Origin of the sequence: Mitsuaria sp. BK041, assembly GCF_014193085.1 — a bacterium.
GTDB lineage: Bacteria > Pseudomonadota > Gammaproteobacteria > Burkholderiales > Burkholderiaceae_C > Roseateles.
Map to the genome: position 1 here is coordinate 3,006,866 of NZ_JACHYT010000001.1, position 16,587 is coordinate 3,023,452.

The window sequence follows — 16,587 nt, forward strand, 5'->3', positions numbered from 1 at the left end:
GTGGTCGTCCCCCGCGTCGTCGCTCAGCGGACGAGCCCTTCGCCGCGCAGCGCCTTCGCCGCCTCCACCATGTGCCGCAGCGCCGCCTCGGTCTCCGGCCATCCCCGCGTCTTCAGGCCGCAGTCCGGATTGACCCACAGCTGATCCGCGGGAATCACCTCCGCCGCCTTGCGCAGCAGCCGCAGCATCTCGTCGCTGCCGGGCACCCGGGGCGAATGGATGTCGTAGACGCCGGGGCCGATCTCGTTGGGATAGCGGAAGCCGCCCCCTTCCCCGCCGAAACCGCGCAGCAGCTCCATGTCGGAGCGGCTGGTCTCGATGGTGATGACGTCGGCATCCATCGCGGCGATGTCCGGGAGGATGTCGTTGAACTCCGAGTAGCACATGTGCGTGTGGATCTGCGTCGCGTCGCCGACCGGTGACGCGGCGACTCGGAAGGCGCGCGTCGCCCAGGCGAGGTAGCTGGCCCGCTCCGCCTGGCGCAGCGGCAGTCCCTCGCGGATCGCCGGCTCGTCGATCTGGATGACGGCGATGCCGGCGGCCTCCAGGTCGGCGACCTCGTCCCGGATCGCCAGCGCGATCTGCAGCGCCGTGTCGGCGCGCGGCTGGTCGTCGCGCACGAAGGACCATTGCAGGATCGTGATCGGCCCGGTGAGCATGCCCTTCATCGGCCGCTCGGTGAGGCCCTGCGCGAAGCGCGTCCACTCGACCGTCATCGGCGCTGGCCGCGCGACGTCGCCGAACAGCACCGGCGGCTTCACGCAGCGCGAGCCGTAGGACTGCACCCAGCCGTTGGCGGTGAACGCGAAACCGTCCAGTTGCTCGCCGAAGTACTCGACCATGTCGTTGCGCTCGGCTTCGCCATGGACGAGCACGTCCAGCCCGAGCGCCTCCTGGCGACGCACCGCGTCCTCGATCTCGCCGCGCATGGCGGCACGGTAGGCCTGGGCATCGAGCTCGCCGCGCTTGAAGGCCGCGCGCGCCGCGCGGATCGCCGGCGTCTGCGGGAACGAGCCGATCGTCGTCGTCGGGAAGGCGGGCAGGCGCAGCCGCTCACGCTGCGCGGCCTGGCGCCGCGGGAACGGGGACGCGCGCCGGTCCGCATCCGCCGGCAGCGCCGCGACGCGCCGGGCGATGTCGAGCCGGCGCACGCGCGGACTCGCCAAGCGCGAGGCGCGCGCCTGACGCGCCTCGATCAGCGCATCGGCCACCGCCGCCTCGTCGCCCCACAACGCGCGCTTGAGCACTCGCAGCTCCTCCAGTTTCTCGACCGCGCCGGCCAGCCACGGCCGCACGTCGGCATCGACCACCGGGTCGTCGCGCAGGCTCATCGGCACATGCAGCAGCGAGCACGACGCCGCCAGCCACAGCCGCCCGCCGCGCAGCTCGCGCACCTCGCGCACGGTCTCGAGCGCCGCGTCCAGATCGGCGCGCCAGACGTTGCGGCCGTCGACGATGCCGACCGACAACTCCCGGTCCAGCGGCAGCGTCCGCGCGACGTCCAGCAGCTCACCGGCGGCGCGCACCGCGTCCACATGCAGCCCGGCCACCGGCAGCCCGCAGGCGAGCGCCAGGTTCCCCGCCAGCGGCGAGAAGTAGCTCGCCAGCAGCACTTGCTGGTCGACCTGGCCGAGCCGCTCGTAGGCGCGGCGCAGCGCGTCCTGCCAGGCCGGCGCCAGATCCAGGCCGAGGATGGGCTCGTCGAGCTGCACCCAGGTCACGCCGCGCGCCGCGAGCTTCACCAGCAGTTGCTCGTACACCGGCAGCAGGCGCTCCAGCAGCGCGAGGCGGTCGAAGCCTGCCTCCTTGCTCTTGCCCAGGAACAGGAAACTCACCGGCCCGAGCAGCGCCGCCTTGGGACTCGCGGGGAGCGCGATCGCCTCGTCAACCTCGGCCAGCAGCCGGTCGGCGTGCAGCGTGAAGGCGGTGGCGGCGTCGAACTCGGGAACCAGGTAGTGGTAGTTCGTGTCGAACCACTTGGTCATCTCCAGCGCCGCCGCGCCCTCGCCCGCCGAAGCGCCGCAACCGCAGCCCTCGCCATGCTCATGCGCCGCCACGCCCCGCGCCATGGCGAAGTAGCGCCGCAGCGGCGACTCCTCGCCGGTGAAGCCGAAGCGTGCCGGCTCGCAGCCGAACAGCTGGATCAAGTCGGCCACCTGGTCGTAAAGCGCGAAGTCGCCCACGGTGACGTGGTCCAGCCCGGCGCCGGCTTGCAGACGCCAGTGCCGGGCCCGCAACTCGGCGGCGACGCCCTGGAGCGCGGCCTCGTCGATCTCGCCGCGCCAGTGGCGCTCCAGGGCGAACTTCAGCTCGCGGTTGGCACCAATGCGGGGGAAGCCCAGCACATGAGTCCGAATCATGTTGTTCTCTTCGAAATTGAATGGGATTCGGAATGTTCGCTGCCGGCGAACTATGATTCAAACGAAAGTTTTTTGCCTTCGTCATTAGGATCGCTCATGCAGACACCTCTGGAGCTGCGCCACCTGCGCACGCTGCTGGCCCTGCGCGAGGCCGGCAACCTGTCCCGCGCCGCCCAACTGCTGAACCTCACGCAGTCGGCGCTGTCGCACCAGCTCAAGGGGCTGGAGGACCATTACGGCACCGAGCTCTTCGAGCGCAAGTCCTCCCCACTGAGCTTCGGCGTGGCGGGTCAGCGGCTGCTCAAGCTCGCCGAGCTGGTGCTGCCGCAGATCGACGAGGCGGACCGCGACGTGCGCAAGCTGGTCGAGGGATCGGCCGGACAGCTGCGGATCGCCGTCGAGTGCCACACCTGCTTCGACTGGCTGATGCCGGCGATGGATGCCTTCCGGGAGCGCTGGCCGGAGGTTGAGCTCGACATCGTGTCGGGCTTCCAGGCCGATCCAGTCGGACTGCTGCACCAGGACCGCGCCGAGTTGGCGATCGTCTCGGATGTGGACGCGGAGGAAGCGGGCGTCGCCGTGCATCCGCTGTTCAGCTTCGAGATCGTGGCGCTGCTGCCCAAGGGGCACCCGCTGCTGGCCAAGCCATGGCTGGAGGCCGAGGACTTCGCCGCGCAGGCCTACATCCATTACCCGGTGCCCGACGAGATGCTGGACCTGGTGCGCAGCGTGCTCAAACCCGCCGGCGTGACGCCGCCACGCCGCACCAGTGAGCTCACGGTGGCGATGCTGCAGCTGGTCGCGAGCGGGCGCGGCTTCGCGGCGCTGCCGCTGTGGGCGGTCGAGGGCTACCTGGCGCGAGGCTACGTCGCGCGCCAGCGCATCGGGCCGTCGGGCCTGACCGGCCGCCTCTACGCGGTGAGCACCGGGCGGCTGGCGGCCAAGCCCTTCCTGGCCGATTTCGTGCGGATCATGCGCGAGACCTCGCTGGTGAACCTGGGCGGCGTGAGCCTGTTGTGAGCGCGCGCCGAACCGGTGAGGCCGGTGAGGCCGGCGGCGTGCCGAGCGCCCCGCCCCGTGGTCAGGCCCGGATGCGGCATCGGCGCCACGGGGCCGCCGCTATGATGCCGCCCGTTGGTGCTCGCGCCCGGCCCTCCGCCGGCGCAGTTCAACGGGAATCAGGAAGGGTCGCCCGCCCGCGGCCACGGCCCCAACCTGAGCTGCCCCCGCAACGGTAAGCGGAAGGCGCGCCCGGCCGACGCCGTCGACCCCCGATGGCCTCGGCCCCAGCGGCGCGCGACTCGTGGCTGGATCCACTGGACGGTCGTCCGGGAAGGCACCACGGGTTCGTTCTTCCGACAGCCCGGATACCGGCCAACAGGCGGACCCATCGCCCCGCGATGGGTCCATTCCGCATGCGGCCGCGGGGAAGCGGCCGTCTGCCGCCGCTTTGTGATTCCGACATGCAAGCCTCCCGTCCCCGCGCCGCGCTGCGCGCCGTTGCCCGTGCCGCGCTGATCGCCGCCCCGGTCCTGTCCACCGTCCCCTCCGTCGCCGTCGCGCAGTCCTCGCTCGACCCGGTCATCGTCATCGGCACCCGTGAGGCGCAGCCGCTGAGCCGCAGCGTCGCGGACGTCGTGCTCATCGACGCCGACACCCTGCGCGACAGCGGCGCCGGCAGCGTCGCCGACGTGCTGCGCCGCTACGCCGGCCTGCAGCTGGCGGCCAACGGCGGTCCCGGCCAGACGGCGGGCTACTTTCTGCGCGGCGCCAACACCAGCGCCACGGTCGTGATGATCGACGGCGTGCGGGTCGGCTCGGCGACGCTGGGCCAGGTGTCCTTCGAGGCCATGAGCCTGGCCAACATCGAGCGCATCGAGGTCCTGCGCGGTCCTGCCTCCGGCCTGTACGGCGCCGATGCGGTCGGCGGCGTGATCCAGATCGTCACCCGGCAGGGCCAGGGCCCGCTGGACCTGCGTGCCGGTGCGGCCGTGGGCGAATACGGCTCGCGCCAGGGCGACGTCTCGGTCAGCGGCGCGCGGGCCGGTTTCGACTACGCAGCCAGCCTCAGCCGCGACACCAGTGACGGCACGACCGCGATCCGCGGCGACCGCGGCAACAGCTCCTACAACCCGGACAAGGACGGCTTCACCCGCACGGTGGCGTCGGCCCGGCTGGGCTTCACGCCGGCCGAGGGCCACCACATCGGCGTCAGCGCGACGCAGAGCCGCCTGAACGCGCAATACGACAGCGCCACCTTCGACGACCAGTTCGTCGCGCATCCGGAAGGCGACTTCCGCAACCGGCTCAAGACGCGCCAGGCGGCGCTCGACTACCGCGGCACGCTCTCGCCGATCTGGACGACGACGCTGCAGTTCGCGCGCGGCACCGACGACTCGGTCAGCGGCCTGACCGACGCGACGCGCTTCAAAACCACCCGCGACCAGGCGACCTGGCAGAACGCGCTGCGCCTGGCGCCGGACCAGCAACTGGTGCTGGCCTACGAGCGCCTCGAGGAAAAGGCGGACGGCGTCACCAGCGACACGCTCAAGCGCACCAACAACGCCTACATCGCGGGCTACAGCGGCCTGTTCGGCCCGGCCGCCCTGGAGGCCAACCTGCGCCGCGACGAGAACTCGGTCTACGGCGACAACACGACCGGCAGCCTGGGCGGCAGCATCGCGCTGAGTCCGACGCTGAAGCTGCGGGCGCTGGCTGGCAAGACCTTCCGCGCGCCGACCTTCAACGACACCGACTTCCCCTTCTACGGCCACCGCGACATCCGTCCCGAGCAGGGCCGCAGCGCGGAGATCGGCCTGAACTGGCGCTCCGGCGCGAGCAGCGCGTCGGCGACGGTCTATCGCAACAAGGTCAAGGACCTGATCATCTACAACCCCGATCCGGCCCTGTGCCCGCCGGCACCGGACTTCGCCTTCGGCTGCGCGGCCAACGTCGGCCGGGCCAAGCTCACCGGCGCGACGCTGACCGGCGCGCACCGCATCGGCAACTGGAACCTGGCCGCGAACGTGGACTTCCTCGATGCGAAGGACACCGACACGGGCGCGCGGCTGATCCGTCGCGCGGCGCACCAGGAAAGTGTCTCCGTCGATTACGACACCGGCGCCTGGAGCGCGGGGGCGACGCTGACCGACATCGGCAAGCGGCCGGACACCGGCGCCACGCTGGGCGGCTACGCGCTGCTCGACCTGCGCGCCAGCTGGCGCTTCCTGCCGCAATGGCGCCTGGAGGCCAAGGTCCTCAACGCGGCGGACCGCGATGTCGAGCCGGTCTACGCCTACCAGGGCCTCGGCCGCCAGGCCTGGGTCGGCGTGCGCTATGACATGAAGGGCTTCTGAGCCGGGCCCTCCATGCGGCATGGGCGCCAGCGGTGAGCGGGCTGTCCATGCGCGCTCCGGAGGCGCGACTGGCGGCAACACGTCGCCAGGTCTCACCGTCCTTGTTCATCAAGGCGCGGGACACGTACAGGAAGTCTTCGGCGCTCACGCTCATGGCAACTCTCCGGGACTGGATGCGGCCTGGCCGTTCAGGCCGCCGAGCGGCCGCAGAAGCTGACCATGAAGAAGCCCTTCAGCAGGTCCTGGTCGGCGAGGCGGGAGAGAAATCGCTCGTCCCAGGCCAGCGACCGCTTGGGACTCATGTCGAGGGGCACGACATACATCGCCCCGGCGGCGACATCCTCCACGCAGGTGATGTCCAACCAGGGGGGCCCGGCCAGGCGCAGCGAATGGCGCCGGACGAAGCGCGCGGCGCGCTTCAGTATCAGCCGCATGTAATCCACCGAAGCGCCGTGATGCGCCAGCACGCGCCTGAGTTCATTCGGCACCTCGTGCCAGTCCGCATCCTCGCATCGCGCTTCGAGACCGTCATCGGCCATCGCCCCGAAGATCGTGCTGGGGAATCGCAGCGCCCTCGACAGGTCCTCGATGCCCGCGCCCTCGTCGCTTGTCGTCCTCGTCATGAAACTGCTCCTTCTTGCCCAAGTCCTGATGGATGGGCTGCAGTCTCCACGTGGAGCCGGCGAACGTCATTCCTCCGAAATGTGGTCTTGAGGGGGGAAGTGATCGACGGTGGTCATCCCCCCCATCGATACTGACCAGAGCCATTGGCAGCCAGCCCCCTCAGCTGTACCTCTTCTCCAATTCATCCCAGCCGGGCTTGCCCACCAGTCGCTGGCGCTCCGCGAAGGGGGCGACCAGCGCCGGGTCTTCGTCGATCCGGCGCTGCGCCTTCAGCACGCCGAGCGCCTTCTGCATGCCCGCCACCGCGCCTTGGAGCGCCGCGTTGGCGTAGAGCACGATGCCGTAGCCGAGCGACTCCAGCTCCTGCGCATCGGTGATCGGCGTCCTGCCGCCGATCACCATGTTCATCAGCTGCGGCACCGGCAGGCGCCCCGGCAGCGCGCGGATCTGGTCCGGCGTGGTCACCGCCTCGACGAACAGCAGGTCCGCGCCGGCCTCGGCGAAGCGCAGCGCGCGTTCCACCGCGGCCTCGAAACCCAAGGTCGCGCAGGCGTCGGTGCGGGCCATGATCATCAGGTCCGGGTCGCGTCGCGCGTCGACCGCCGCCTTGATCTTGCCCACCGCCTCCTCGGTCGGGATCACCTCCTTGCCGCTGAAGTGACCGCAGCGCTTGGGCGCCACCTGGTCCTCGAGCTGGATGCAGTCGGCACCGGCCCGCTCCAGCGTGCGCACGGCATGCCGCACGTTGAGCGCGTTGCCGAAGCCGGTGTCGGCATCGACGATCAGCGGCAGCGCCACCGCGTCGCGGATGCGGGCCGTGTGGTCGGCGATCTCGGCCAGGCCCATGAAGCCCTGGTCCGGCAGCCCGAACCACATGTTGGTCACGCCGGCGCCGGTGATGTAGAGGGCCTCGAAGCCGAGGTCCTCGATCACCCGGGCGGACAGCGCGTTGAACGCGCCGGGCACGAGCACGCCGCGGCGGGCTTGCACCAGCGTGCGCAAGGTCTGGCGGGGAGAGGTCATGGGTCTGCTCTTGTCGATCTGAAAGCTGGAAAGGGGAATGGGGAAGGAAGGTGGTCTCGATCCGGCCTGCGGGACGCCGGCATCAGGCGCCGGCGAGCACGTCGCCAGGCACCCGCACGACGCCTTCCATCAGCACGCGCGCGCTGCGGCTCATCACGGCGCGCGTCACGCGCCATTGGCCATCGACGAGCGCGGCCTCCGCGCCCACGCGCAAAGTGCCTGAGGGATGACCGAAGCGCACCAACGCGCGCGGCGCGCCGCCGGCCGCTTCGCACACGACGGTGCCGGGGATCGCCGCGGCGGCGCCGATGGCCACGGCGGCCGTGCCCATCATCGCGTGGTGCAGCCGGCCCATCGACAGCGCCCGCACCAGCAGGTCGATGTCGCCGGCCTCGACGAGCCGGCCGCTCGACGCGCGATAGGACTGCGGCGGCGCCACGAAGGCCAGCTTGGGCGTGTGCTGACGGGAGGCGGCCTCATCGAGCGCGCCGATCAGCCCCATACGCAGCGCCGCGTGCGCGCGGATCGCCTCGAGCCGCCGCAGCGCCGCCGCGTCGCCGTTGACCGCGTCCTGCGCCTCGATGCCGGTGTAGCCGAGGGCCGCCGCGTCGACGAAGACGGTGGGAATGCCAGCGTTGATCAGGGTTGCGCGCAGACGGCCGCCAGCGACCAGGCTCTCGGGCAACGCCAGTTCGTCGACGACGCGGCCAGTGGGAAACAGCGCGCTCGCGCCCCGCCCACCGGCACCGGCACCGGCACCAACACCGGCAGCAGCACTGGCACCGTCGCCCTCCTCGCCCGGATCCAGGAACGCCAGCTCGATCTCCGCGCCCGGAAAAGCCACGCCGTCGAGTTCGAAGTCGCCGCGCTCCAGCACCTGCCCGTCCTGCATGGGCACCTGCGCCACGATGGTCTTGCCGATGTTGGCCTGCCAGATGCGGACCGTCGCCCGCCCGTCGCGCGGCAGCGCCGCCGCGTCGATCAGCCCGGCCTCGATGGCGAACGGCCCGACGGCCGCCGACAGGTTGCCGCAGTTGCCGGACCAGTCCACCAGCGCCCGGTCGATCGCCACCTGGCCGAAGAGGTAGTCCACGTCATGGCCGGGCCGCGCGCTGCGTGACACGATCACCACCTTGCTGGTGCTGGAGCTCGCGCCGCCCAGGCCGTCGATCTGCTTGCCATAGGGATCGGGGCTGCCGATCACCCGCAGCAGCAGCCGGTCGCGCGCGGCGCCCGGGCGCCGGCAATCGGCGGGCAGGTCTTCCAGCCGGAAGAACACGCCCTTGGAGGTGCCGCCTCGCAGGTAGACGGCGGGGATCTTCAAGGCAGGTGGAAAGCTCATGTCGTTGCGTGGCGCATTGGCGGCGTCGCGGCCGCGAGGAAGTCCTGGGCGAAGCGCTGCAGCACCCCGCCCGCCTGGTGGATCGACAACTCCTCGGCGGTGTCGATCCGGCAGCGTACCGGCACTTCGGTGCGGACGCCGTCACGGCGATGCAGCACCAGCGTGATCACCGCGCGCGGCGCCGGCACGCCCAGCACGTCGAAGCGCTCCGAGCCGTCGATGCCCAGCGTGCGCCGCGTCGTCCCGGGCAGGAACTCCAGCGGCAGCACGCCCATGCCGATGAGGTTGGTGCGATGGATGCGCTCGAAGCCCTCGGCCACGATCGCCTCCACGCCGGCCAGCCGCACGCCCTTCGCGGCCCAGTCCCGCGACGAGCCCTGGCCGTAGTCCGCGCCGGCGATCACGATCAGCGGCTGGCGGCGCGCCAGGTAGGTCTCGATCGCCTCCCACATCCGCATCACGGTGCCGTCGGGCTCCAGCCGCGCCAGCGAGCCCGGGATGACCTCGCCCGACGCGTCGCGGACCATCTCGTTGCACAGCGTCGGGTTGGCGAAGGTGGCCCGCTGCGCCGTCAGGTGATCGCCGCGGTGGGTCGCGTAGGCATTGAAGTCCTCCACTGGCACGCCCATGCGCGCGAGGTATTCGCCAGCCGCCGAGTCGACCTCGATCGCATTGGACGGCGACAGGTGGTCGGTGGTGATGTTGTCGGGCAGCACCGCCAGCGCGCGCAGGCCGCGCAGCGTGCGCGCGCCCGCCAGCGCACCCTCCCAGTACGGCGGCCGCCGGATGTAGGTCGAGCGGGGGCGCCAGTCGTAGAGCGGCGCTGTCGCCCCGGCCGCCCCGGCCACCTTGTTGGCTTCGGTCGCGGCCGGCGCGATCGGGAACATCGGGTCGTAGACGCGCCGGAACTGCGCCGGCTTCACGCAGCGGCGCACCAGGGCGTCGATCTCCTCGTCGTCCGGCCACAGGTCCTGCAGCCGGATCTCGCGCCCGTCGACGACGCCGAGCACGTCGCGCTCGATGTCGAAGCGGATCGTGCCCGCCAGCGCATAAGCCACCACCAGCGGCGGCGAGGCCAGGAAGGCCTGCCGCGCGCGCGGATGGATACGGCCGTCGAAGTTGCGATTGCCGGACAGCACCGCGGTCGCATAGAGGTCGCGCTCGACGATCTCGCGCTCGATCGCCGGGTCCAGCGCGCCCGACATGCCGTTGCACGAGGTGCAGGCATAGGCCACGACGCCGAAGCCCAGCGCTTCGAGGTCCGCCAGCAGGCCGGCCTCCTCCAGGTAGAGCGTCACCGCGCGCGAGCCCGGCGCCAGCGAGGTCTTGACCCAGGGCTTGCGGACCAGCCCCTGCCGCCGCGCGTTGCGCGCGAGCAGGCCCGCGGCGATGACGTTGCGCGGATTGCTGGTGTTGGTGCAGCTGGTGATGGCCGCGATGATCACCGCCCCGTCGGGCAGGCGACCGGGCTCGTCCACCCAGGGCGCCGCGATGCCGCGCTCGCGCAGCATCGCGGTCGGGAGGCGCCGATGCGGGTTCGACGGGCCGGCCAGCGCGCGCTCGACCGCGCCGATGTCGAAGCGCAGCACACGCCGGTAGGCCACGTCGTCCAGCGTGCCGCCCACGCCAGACCACAGGCCCGCCGTCTTGGCATAGGTCTCGACCAGGCGCACCTGGTCCTCGGCGCGGCCGGTCAGGCGCAGGTAGGCCAGCGTCTGCTCGTCGATCGCGAACAGCGCGGCAGTCGCGCCGTACTCGGGCGCCATGTTGGCGATCGTCGCGCGGTCGCCCAGCGTCAGCCCGGCGACGCCGTCGCCGAAGCATTCGAGGTAGGCGCCGACGACCTTCTCGCGACGCAGGAACTCGGTCAGCGCCAGCACCAGGTCAGTGGCGGTGATGCCGGGCCGGCGCCGCCCGGTGAGCTCGACGCCGATGATCTCCGGCAGGCGCATCCACGAGGCGCGGCCCAGCATCACGCTCTCCGCCTCCAGTCCGCCGACGCCGACGGCGATCACACCCAGCGCGTCAACATGCGGCGTGTGGCTGTCGGTGCCGACGCAGGTGTCGGGATAGGCGATGCCGCCGCGCGCGTCGCGCTCCACCTGCACGACCGGCGACATCCGCTCCAGGTTGATCTGATGCATGATCCCGTTCCCCGGCGGGATCACCTCGACATTGCGGAACGCGCGCCGGCACCAGTCGATGAAGTGGAAGCGGTCCTCGTTGCGGCGGTCCTCGATGGCGCGGTTCTTGTCGAAGGCGCCGGGATCGTCGCCCCCGCACTCGACGGCCAGCGAGTGGTCGACGACCAGCTGCACCGGCACCACCGGATTGACCCGCGACGGATCGCCGCCGCGCGCCGCGATCGCGTCGCGCAGGCCGGCCAGGTCCACCAGCGCGGTCTGCCCCAGGATGTCGTGGCAGACGACGCGCGCGGGATACCAGGGGAAGTCGCGCTCGCCCAGGCCGTCGGCCAGCTGCAGCAGACAGGCGTCGAGCAGCGCCGGATCGCATCGGCGCACCAGGTTCTCGGCATGCACGCGCGCCGTGTAGGGCATGCGGGTCCAGGCGCCGGGGCGCAGCGCCTCGATGGCCGCGCGGGCATCGAACCAGTCCAGGTCGGTGCCGGGCAGCGGTCGACGCCAGGCGGCATTGACGGGCGCGGCGGCGGTGATCGTGGCAGCGGGTGCGAGGCTCATTGACGCGCCGCCAGCGGCACGAAGGCCTGGTCCTCGGGGCCGGTGTAGACGGCGCTGGGGCGGATGATCTTGTTGTCCTGCCGCTGCTCGATCACATGGGCGGCCCAACCGCTGGTGCGCGCGATCACGAACAGCGGCGTGAACATCGCCGTCGGCACGCCCATCAGGTGATAGCTCACCGCGCTGAACCAGTCGAGGTTGGGGAACATGCGCTTGACCTCCCACATCACGCGCTCGAGGCGCTCGGCGATGTCGAACATCTTGGTCGTGCCGGCCTCGACCGAGAGTCGCCGCGCCACCTGCTTGATGATCTCGTTGCGCGGATCGCTGATCGTGTAGACCGGATGGCCGAAGCCGATGACGACCTCGCGCGCCTCGACACGGCGACGGATGTCGGCCTCGGCCTCATCCGGCGAGTCGTAGCGCTTCTGCACCTCGAAGGCCACCTCGTTGGCGCCGCCATGCTTGGGTCCGCGGAGCGCGCCGATCGCGCCCGCCACGGCCGAGTACAGGTCGCTGCCCGTGCCGGCGATGACGCGCGCGGCGAAGGTCGAGGCGTTGAACTCATGCTCCGCGTACAGGATCAGCGAGGTGTGCATCGCGCGCTCCCAGCCGGCATCGGGCCGGCGGCCGTGCAGCAGGTGCAGGAAATGCGCGCCGATGGACTCGTCGTCGGTCTCGACCTCGATGCGGCGCCCCTGCGTCGCCCAGTGGAACCAGTACAGCAGCATCGAGCCCAGCGAGGCCATCAGCCGGTCGGCGATGTCGCGCGCGCCGGGCAGCGGGTGGTCGTCCTTCTCCGGCAGCACGCAGCCCAGCGCGGACACGCCGGTGCGCATCACATCCATCGGATGCGCGCCGGCGGGCAGGCGCTCCAGCGCCTCCTTGACGCTGGCCGGCAGGCCGCGCAGCGCCTTGAGCTTGGCCTTGTAGGCGCGCAACTCGGCGGCGTTGGGCAGCTTGCCGTGCACCAGCAGGTGGGCGACCTCCTCGAACTCGCAGGCCTGGGCCAGGTCGACGATGTCGTAGCCGCGGTAGTGCAGGTCGTTGCCGCTGCGGCCGACGGTGCACAGCGCGGTGGTGCCGGCCGCGACGCCGGACAGCGCGACGGATTTCTTGGGCTTGAAGGCGGGGGCGAGGGTCTCGCTCATGGGGTCTCCTCCTGGGGATCTGGGAAATGCGGGCGGGCGCGGCGGCGAGCCATCGACCGGCGTGACGGTCCAGGCCTTGATCCCGTCGACGGGTGCATGGGATAGTCGCGTCATTCGCAATCTTTGCAGCCACTTCGCTGGGCCTCAATGGCTGAATTGGCAATGAAATGCGAAGGTGATTCGCGCATTCTGCAAACTTTGCGAATCACAGATCAGCAGTCGCCCTCGCCGGCCGCGCTCACCAGCCGCCGTCTTCGTCCTTCCATCTCCCGACGCGAAACCGATGCGCAAGACCTTCCTCGGCGTGAAGCTCAAGACCCTGCGCGAGCAGCGCGGCCTGACCCAGGCGGCGCTGGCGCAGGCGCTCAAGCTGTCGCCCAGCTACGTGAACCAGCTCGAGAACAACGAGCGTCCGCTGAGCGTCGCGGTGCTGCTGCGGCTGCAGTCGGCGCTGGGCGTGGACCTGCAGTTCTTCTCGGAGGACGACGAGGCGCGGCTCTTCGCGCAGTTGCACGAGATCGTCGCGGAGACGCCGGTGCCCGGCGGCGTGCCGGAGTCGGAGCTGCGCACGCTGGTGCAGCAGATGCCGGGCATGGCGCAGCTGATGCTGCGGCTGCACGGCCGGGCGCGCGGCGCGGAGCAGCGCGTGAGCAACCTCGGCGGCCACGAGCGCGGCACCGGCGTGATCGCGGGCCCCGGGCCGCACGAGGAGGTGCGGGACTTCTTCTACGCGCACCACAACCACATCGACGCGCTCGACCGCGCCGCGGAGGCGCTGGCGATGGTGCTCGCAGGCGAGACGGCCACCGCCGCGGGTGCGGGCACGGGCACGACCACCGCGCTCACCGCAGCCACTGCGCTTGCTGCGGCAACGCCGGCGCTGCCCCTCTCGCAGCAGGACCTGGCGCAGCGGCTGCAGACCCACCTGATGACTGCCCATCGGATCCAGGTGCAGGTCGTGCCCGACGAGCGCCTGCGGCGCTACGAACCCGCGCAGCGATTGCTGCTGCTGTCGGACTCGCTCTCGCCGGGCCAGCGGGCCTTCCAGCTGGCCACGCAGCTGGCCTACCTCGAATGCGGCGCGGAGATGGACCGGCTCATCGCCTCCGCCAGCTTCAGCCCGGAGGCCGCGGCGCTGGCGCGCATCGGGCTCGCGAGCTACTTCGCCGGCGCGGTGGTGCTGCCCTATCGCGCCTTCCTGTCGGCGGCGCAAGCGCTGCGGCACGACATCGCATTGCTGGCCAAGCGCTTCGGCGTGAGCTTCGAGACCGTGTGCCATCGCCTGTCGACGTTGCAGCGACGCGAGGCGCGTGGCGTGCCCTTCTTCTTCGTGCGGGTGGACCGGGCGGGGAACATCTCGAAGCGGCAGTCGGCGACGGACTTCCACTTCTCGCGCAGCGGCGGCACCTGCCCGCTGTGGAACGTCTACGAGGCCTTCGGCCAGCCGGGCCGCGTGCTCACGCAGGTGGCGCGGATGCCCGATGGGCGCAGCTATCTCTGGATCGCCCACTGCGAGCTACGCGCCACCGGCGGCTACGGCTCACCGGCGCGCGAGTTCGCGATCGGCCTGGGCTGCGACCTGCGGCACGCGGAGCAGCTGGTCTATGCAAAGGGGCTGGACCTGGGCGATCCGGACAGCGCCACGCCGATCGGCCCCGGCTGCAAGCTCTGCGAGCGCGAAGGCTGCGCGCAGCGGGCGTTCCCGGCGCTCGGGAAGCACCTGCGCATCGATGAGAACGAGCGCACGGCGGAGCCGTATGGGACGAGGTGAGCGCGCGCGATCTCACCCCAGCGGCCCGCCATCTCCCGCCACGAGCTGCTGCACGCTCGAGAAATCCAGCCTGCCCCGCCCTGCCCGGCTGTTGAGCGCGTACAGATTGCGCGCCAGCTCGCCGAGCGGCACCGCGGCGCCGACCTGCAGCGCCGCCTCCACCGCCAGACCGAGGTCCTTGAGCATCAAGTCATTCCCGAAGCCGCCCGCGTAGCCGCGTGAGGCGGGCGCTTCCGGCTTCACGCCCGGCCAGGGATTGCAGACCTCGGTCGCCCAGCTCCTGCCGGTGCTGACGGCCATCATCGCGGACAGGGCCTGCGGATCGAGTCCGTGCGACACGCCCAGCGCCAGCGCCTCGCCGGTGACCGCCATGATCACGCCCAGCGCCATGTTGTTGCACAGCTTGGCCACCTGCCCCGCGCCCGCGCCGCCCATGTGGAAGACGTTCTTTCCCATCGCGCCCAGCACCGGCCGCGCGCGCTCCAGCGCCTGCGCCTCGCCGCCGACGATGAAGGTCAGCGTCCCCGCCGCCGCGCCCGCCGTGCCGCCCGACACCGGCGCATCGAGCATCGCGATGCCGCGCGTCTCCGCGGCCAGCGAGACGCGCTGCGCGCTCGCCGGCGCGATGGTGCTGCAGTCGATGACCAGCGCACCCGCGGCCAGATGCGACAGCAGCCCGCCCTCGCCCAGGTAGAGCGCCTCGACATGCCGGCTCGCCGGCAGCATCGAGATCACCACCGTCGCGCCCTCCACCGCCGCCGCGGCCGATGGCGCCGCCATCACGCCCGCCTGGCCGGCGCGCTCCAGCGCGGCCGGGCTCACGTCGAATGCGGTGACGGCGTATCCCGCCTTCGCGAGATTCATCGCCATCGGCCCGCCCATGTGGCCCAGGCCGATGAAGGCGATGCGCTCCTCCACCGCGTTCGTGCCGCTCGTCGTGCCGCTCGTCGTGCTGCTCGTCGTGCTGCTCGTAACGTTGCTCATCGCACTGCTCATCGCGCTGCTCATAGCGTTGCTCGTCACACCGTTCGTGGCGCTGTTCGTCGGGTTGCCTGTTGTGCTGTTCGTCGTATTGCTCATCGCGTGGCTCCTCGAAATCGGTGAAGGCTCAGCGCAGATCGGCGAGCGGGTGCGCCCCGTCGAAGCGCGGCGCGAGCAGCGCATCCACGCGCGCCTCGCCGGATTCGTCGATCGCCGCCGGTTGCCAGCGCGGCGACTTGTCCTTGTCGATCATCAGCGCGCGCACGCCCTCGGCGAAATCCGGATGCACGCAGCAGCCCACCGAGGCCTGGTACTCGAGGCGCAGCACCTCCGCCAGCGAGGCATGTCGCAAGCGCCGCTGCAGCGACAGCGCCAGCGCGGCCGAGGTCGGCGAGCCCTTGAGGAAGGCCGCGCCGGCCGCGGCCAGCCACGGATCGGCGTCGCCCGCGAGCGAGCGCAGGCGGGGCGCGATCGTCGTCAGCCCGTCATGGGGACCGATCAACGCGTCGATGCGATCGCGATGCACCGTCAGCGCCGAAGGCGCCAGCGCCGCCGCGGGCAATGCGCGCAGCAGGTCGTCGAGCGTTTCGACGTCGCTGGCGCGCTCGCCGGTCCAGCGCGTGCGGGCAACGGCCTCCAGCAGCGCGCCGCGATCCTCCGCGCGCGCCGCCCGATCCGCGAGGCCGGCCCACAGCGCATCAGCCGCGTTCAGCGGCGCGCCGGTCAGCGCGAGGAACAGACCCACGCGGCCTGGAAGGCGCGACAGGAACCAGCTCCCGCCCACGTCGGGATAGAGCCCTAACGTGATCTCCGGCATCGCGAGCCGGCTGCGCGGCGTCACCACGCGATGCGACGCGCCCGCCATCAGACCGATGCCGCCGCCCATCACGATGCCGTGGCCCCACACGAGCAGCGGCTTCGGATAGCGATGGATCGCGTGATCGAGGCGGTACTCGCGCTCGAAGAAATCCGCCGCGTCCTTCGGCACGCGGCCGGCGCCGGCTTCGCGCATCGCGCGGTACAGGCCGACGACGTCGCCGCCCGCGCAGAACGCCTTCTCGCCGCTGCCATCGAGCAGCACGCCGGCGATGGCGGGATCCTCGGCCCACTGGTCCAGTTGCGCCTGCAGCGCGTCGACCATCGTCAGCGTCAACGCGTTGAGGCTGTCCGGCGCGTTCAGCGTCGCGTGGCCGAAGCGGTGTCCGGACGCCGTCACCAGCGTGCCAAAGCGCACTGGCGCGTCGTCCGCGCTCTTCATCAAAGAAGTCATCGTGCCCTCC

General features: G+C 71.4%; 11 protein-coding genes and 1 riboswitch. Of the genes, 3 read left to right on the top strand and 8 right to left on the bottom strand.

Features of this window, described 5'->3' with window-relative positions; genetic code table 11:
- Positions 1–23 precede the first annotated feature (23 nt).
- A complete protein-coding gene (gene metE / locus FHT38_RS12705; RefSeq protein WP_183491984.1) occupies positions 24–2,360 on the bottom strand; it encodes a 5-methyltetrahydropteroyltriglutamate--homocysteine S-methyltransferase in 2,337 nt (778 codons plus the stop codon).
- A 96-nt stretch (positions 2,361–2,456) separates the two neighbouring features.
- On the opposite strand from metE, the gene FHT38_RS12710 reads away from it, so the two are divergent.
- Positions 2,457–3,380, top strand: coding sequence for a LysR family transcriptional regulator (locus FHT38_RS12710; RefSeq protein WP_183480283.1), 924 nt, complete (start codon positions 2,457–2,459; stop codon positions 3,378–3,380).
- Positions 3,381–3,478: 98 nt separating this feature from the next.
- Positions 3,479–3,754: riboswitch (cobalamin riboswitch) on the top strand.
- Positions 3,755–3,823: 69 nt separating this feature from the next.
- Positions 3,824–5,716 carry a TonB-dependent receptor domain-containing protein gene (locus tag FHT38_RS12715; RefSeq protein ID WP_183491985.1) on the top strand — a complete coding sequence of 631 codons (1,893 nt, stop codon included), beginning with the start codon at positions 3,824–3,826 and terminating at the stop codon, positions 5,714–5,716.
- Positions 5,717–5,904: 188 nt separating this feature from the next.
- Here the strand turns inward: FHT38_RS12715 and FHT38_RS12720 are convergent, their stop codons facing one another.
- The 5 genes from FHT38_RS12720 to prpC all read right to left on the bottom strand — a co-directional run bounded on the left by FHT38_RS12720 (position 5,905) and on the right by prpC (position 12,555).
- Positions 5,905–6,339, bottom strand: a complete 435-nt coding sequence (locus tag FHT38_RS12720; RefSeq protein WP_183491986.1) for a hypothetical protein — start codon at positions 6,337–6,339, stop codon at positions 5,905–5,907.
- A gap of 160 nt (positions 6,340–6,499) precedes the next feature.
- Positions 6,500–7,363 carry an oxaloacetate decarboxylase gene (locus FHT38_RS12725; RefSeq protein WP_183491987.1) on the bottom strand — a complete coding sequence of 288 codons (864 nt, stop codon included), beginning with the start codon at positions 7,361–7,363 and terminating at the stop codon, positions 6,500–6,502.
- A gap of 82 nt (positions 7,364–7,445) precedes the next feature.
- Entirely contained in the window at positions 7,446–8,705 is a 1,260-nt protein-coding gene (locus FHT38_RS12730) for a PrpF domain-containing protein (protein WP_183491988.1), read from the bottom strand.
- Positions 8,702–11,404, bottom strand: a complete 2,703-nt coding sequence (acnD, locus tag FHT38_RS12735; RefSeq protein ID WP_183491989.1) for a Fe/S-dependent 2-methylisocitrate dehydratase AcnD — start codon at positions 11,402–11,404, stop codon at positions 8,702–8,704. The genes FHT38_RS12730 and acnD overlap by 4 nt, the downstream gene beginning before the upstream one ends.
- On the bottom strand, positions 11,401–12,555 hold the full coding sequence (gene prpC / locus FHT38_RS12740; protein WP_147242378.1) for a 2-methylcitrate synthase: 1,155 nt from the start codon (positions 12,553–12,555) through the stop codon (positions 11,401–11,403). The genes acnD and prpC overlap by 4 nt, the downstream gene beginning before the upstream one ends.
- 283 nt (positions 12,556–12,838) lie before the next feature.
- Between prpC and FHT38_RS12745 the strand changes: the two genes are divergently transcribed.
- Positions 12,839–14,326 carry a short-chain fatty acyl-CoA regulator family protein gene (locus FHT38_RS12745; RefSeq protein ID WP_183491990.1) on the top strand — a complete coding sequence of 496 codons (1,488 nt, stop codon included), beginning with the start codon at positions 12,839–12,841 and terminating at the stop codon, positions 14,324–14,326.
- Positions 14,327–14,338: 12 nt separating this feature from the next.
- Here FHT38_RS12745 and mmsB read toward each other — a convergent pair whose 3' ends face one another.
- Both mmsB and FHT38_RS12755 read right to left on the bottom strand, forming a co-directional pair.
- The gene (mmsB, locus tag FHT38_RS12750) at positions 14,339–15,310 is read right to left on the bottom strand and encodes a 3-hydroxyisobutyrate dehydrogenase (RefSeq protein ID WP_183491991.1); all 972 of its coding nucleotides are present in this window, start codon (positions 15,308–15,310) and stop codon (positions 14,339–14,341) included.
- A 124-nt stretch (positions 15,311–15,434) separates the two neighbouring features.
- Positions 15,435–16,577, bottom strand: a complete 1,143-nt coding sequence (locus FHT38_RS12755) for an enoyl-CoA hydratase/isomerase family protein (protein WP_255488674.1) — start codon at positions 16,575–16,577, stop codon at positions 15,435–15,437.
- Positions 16,578–16,587: the final 10 nt, after the last annotated feature.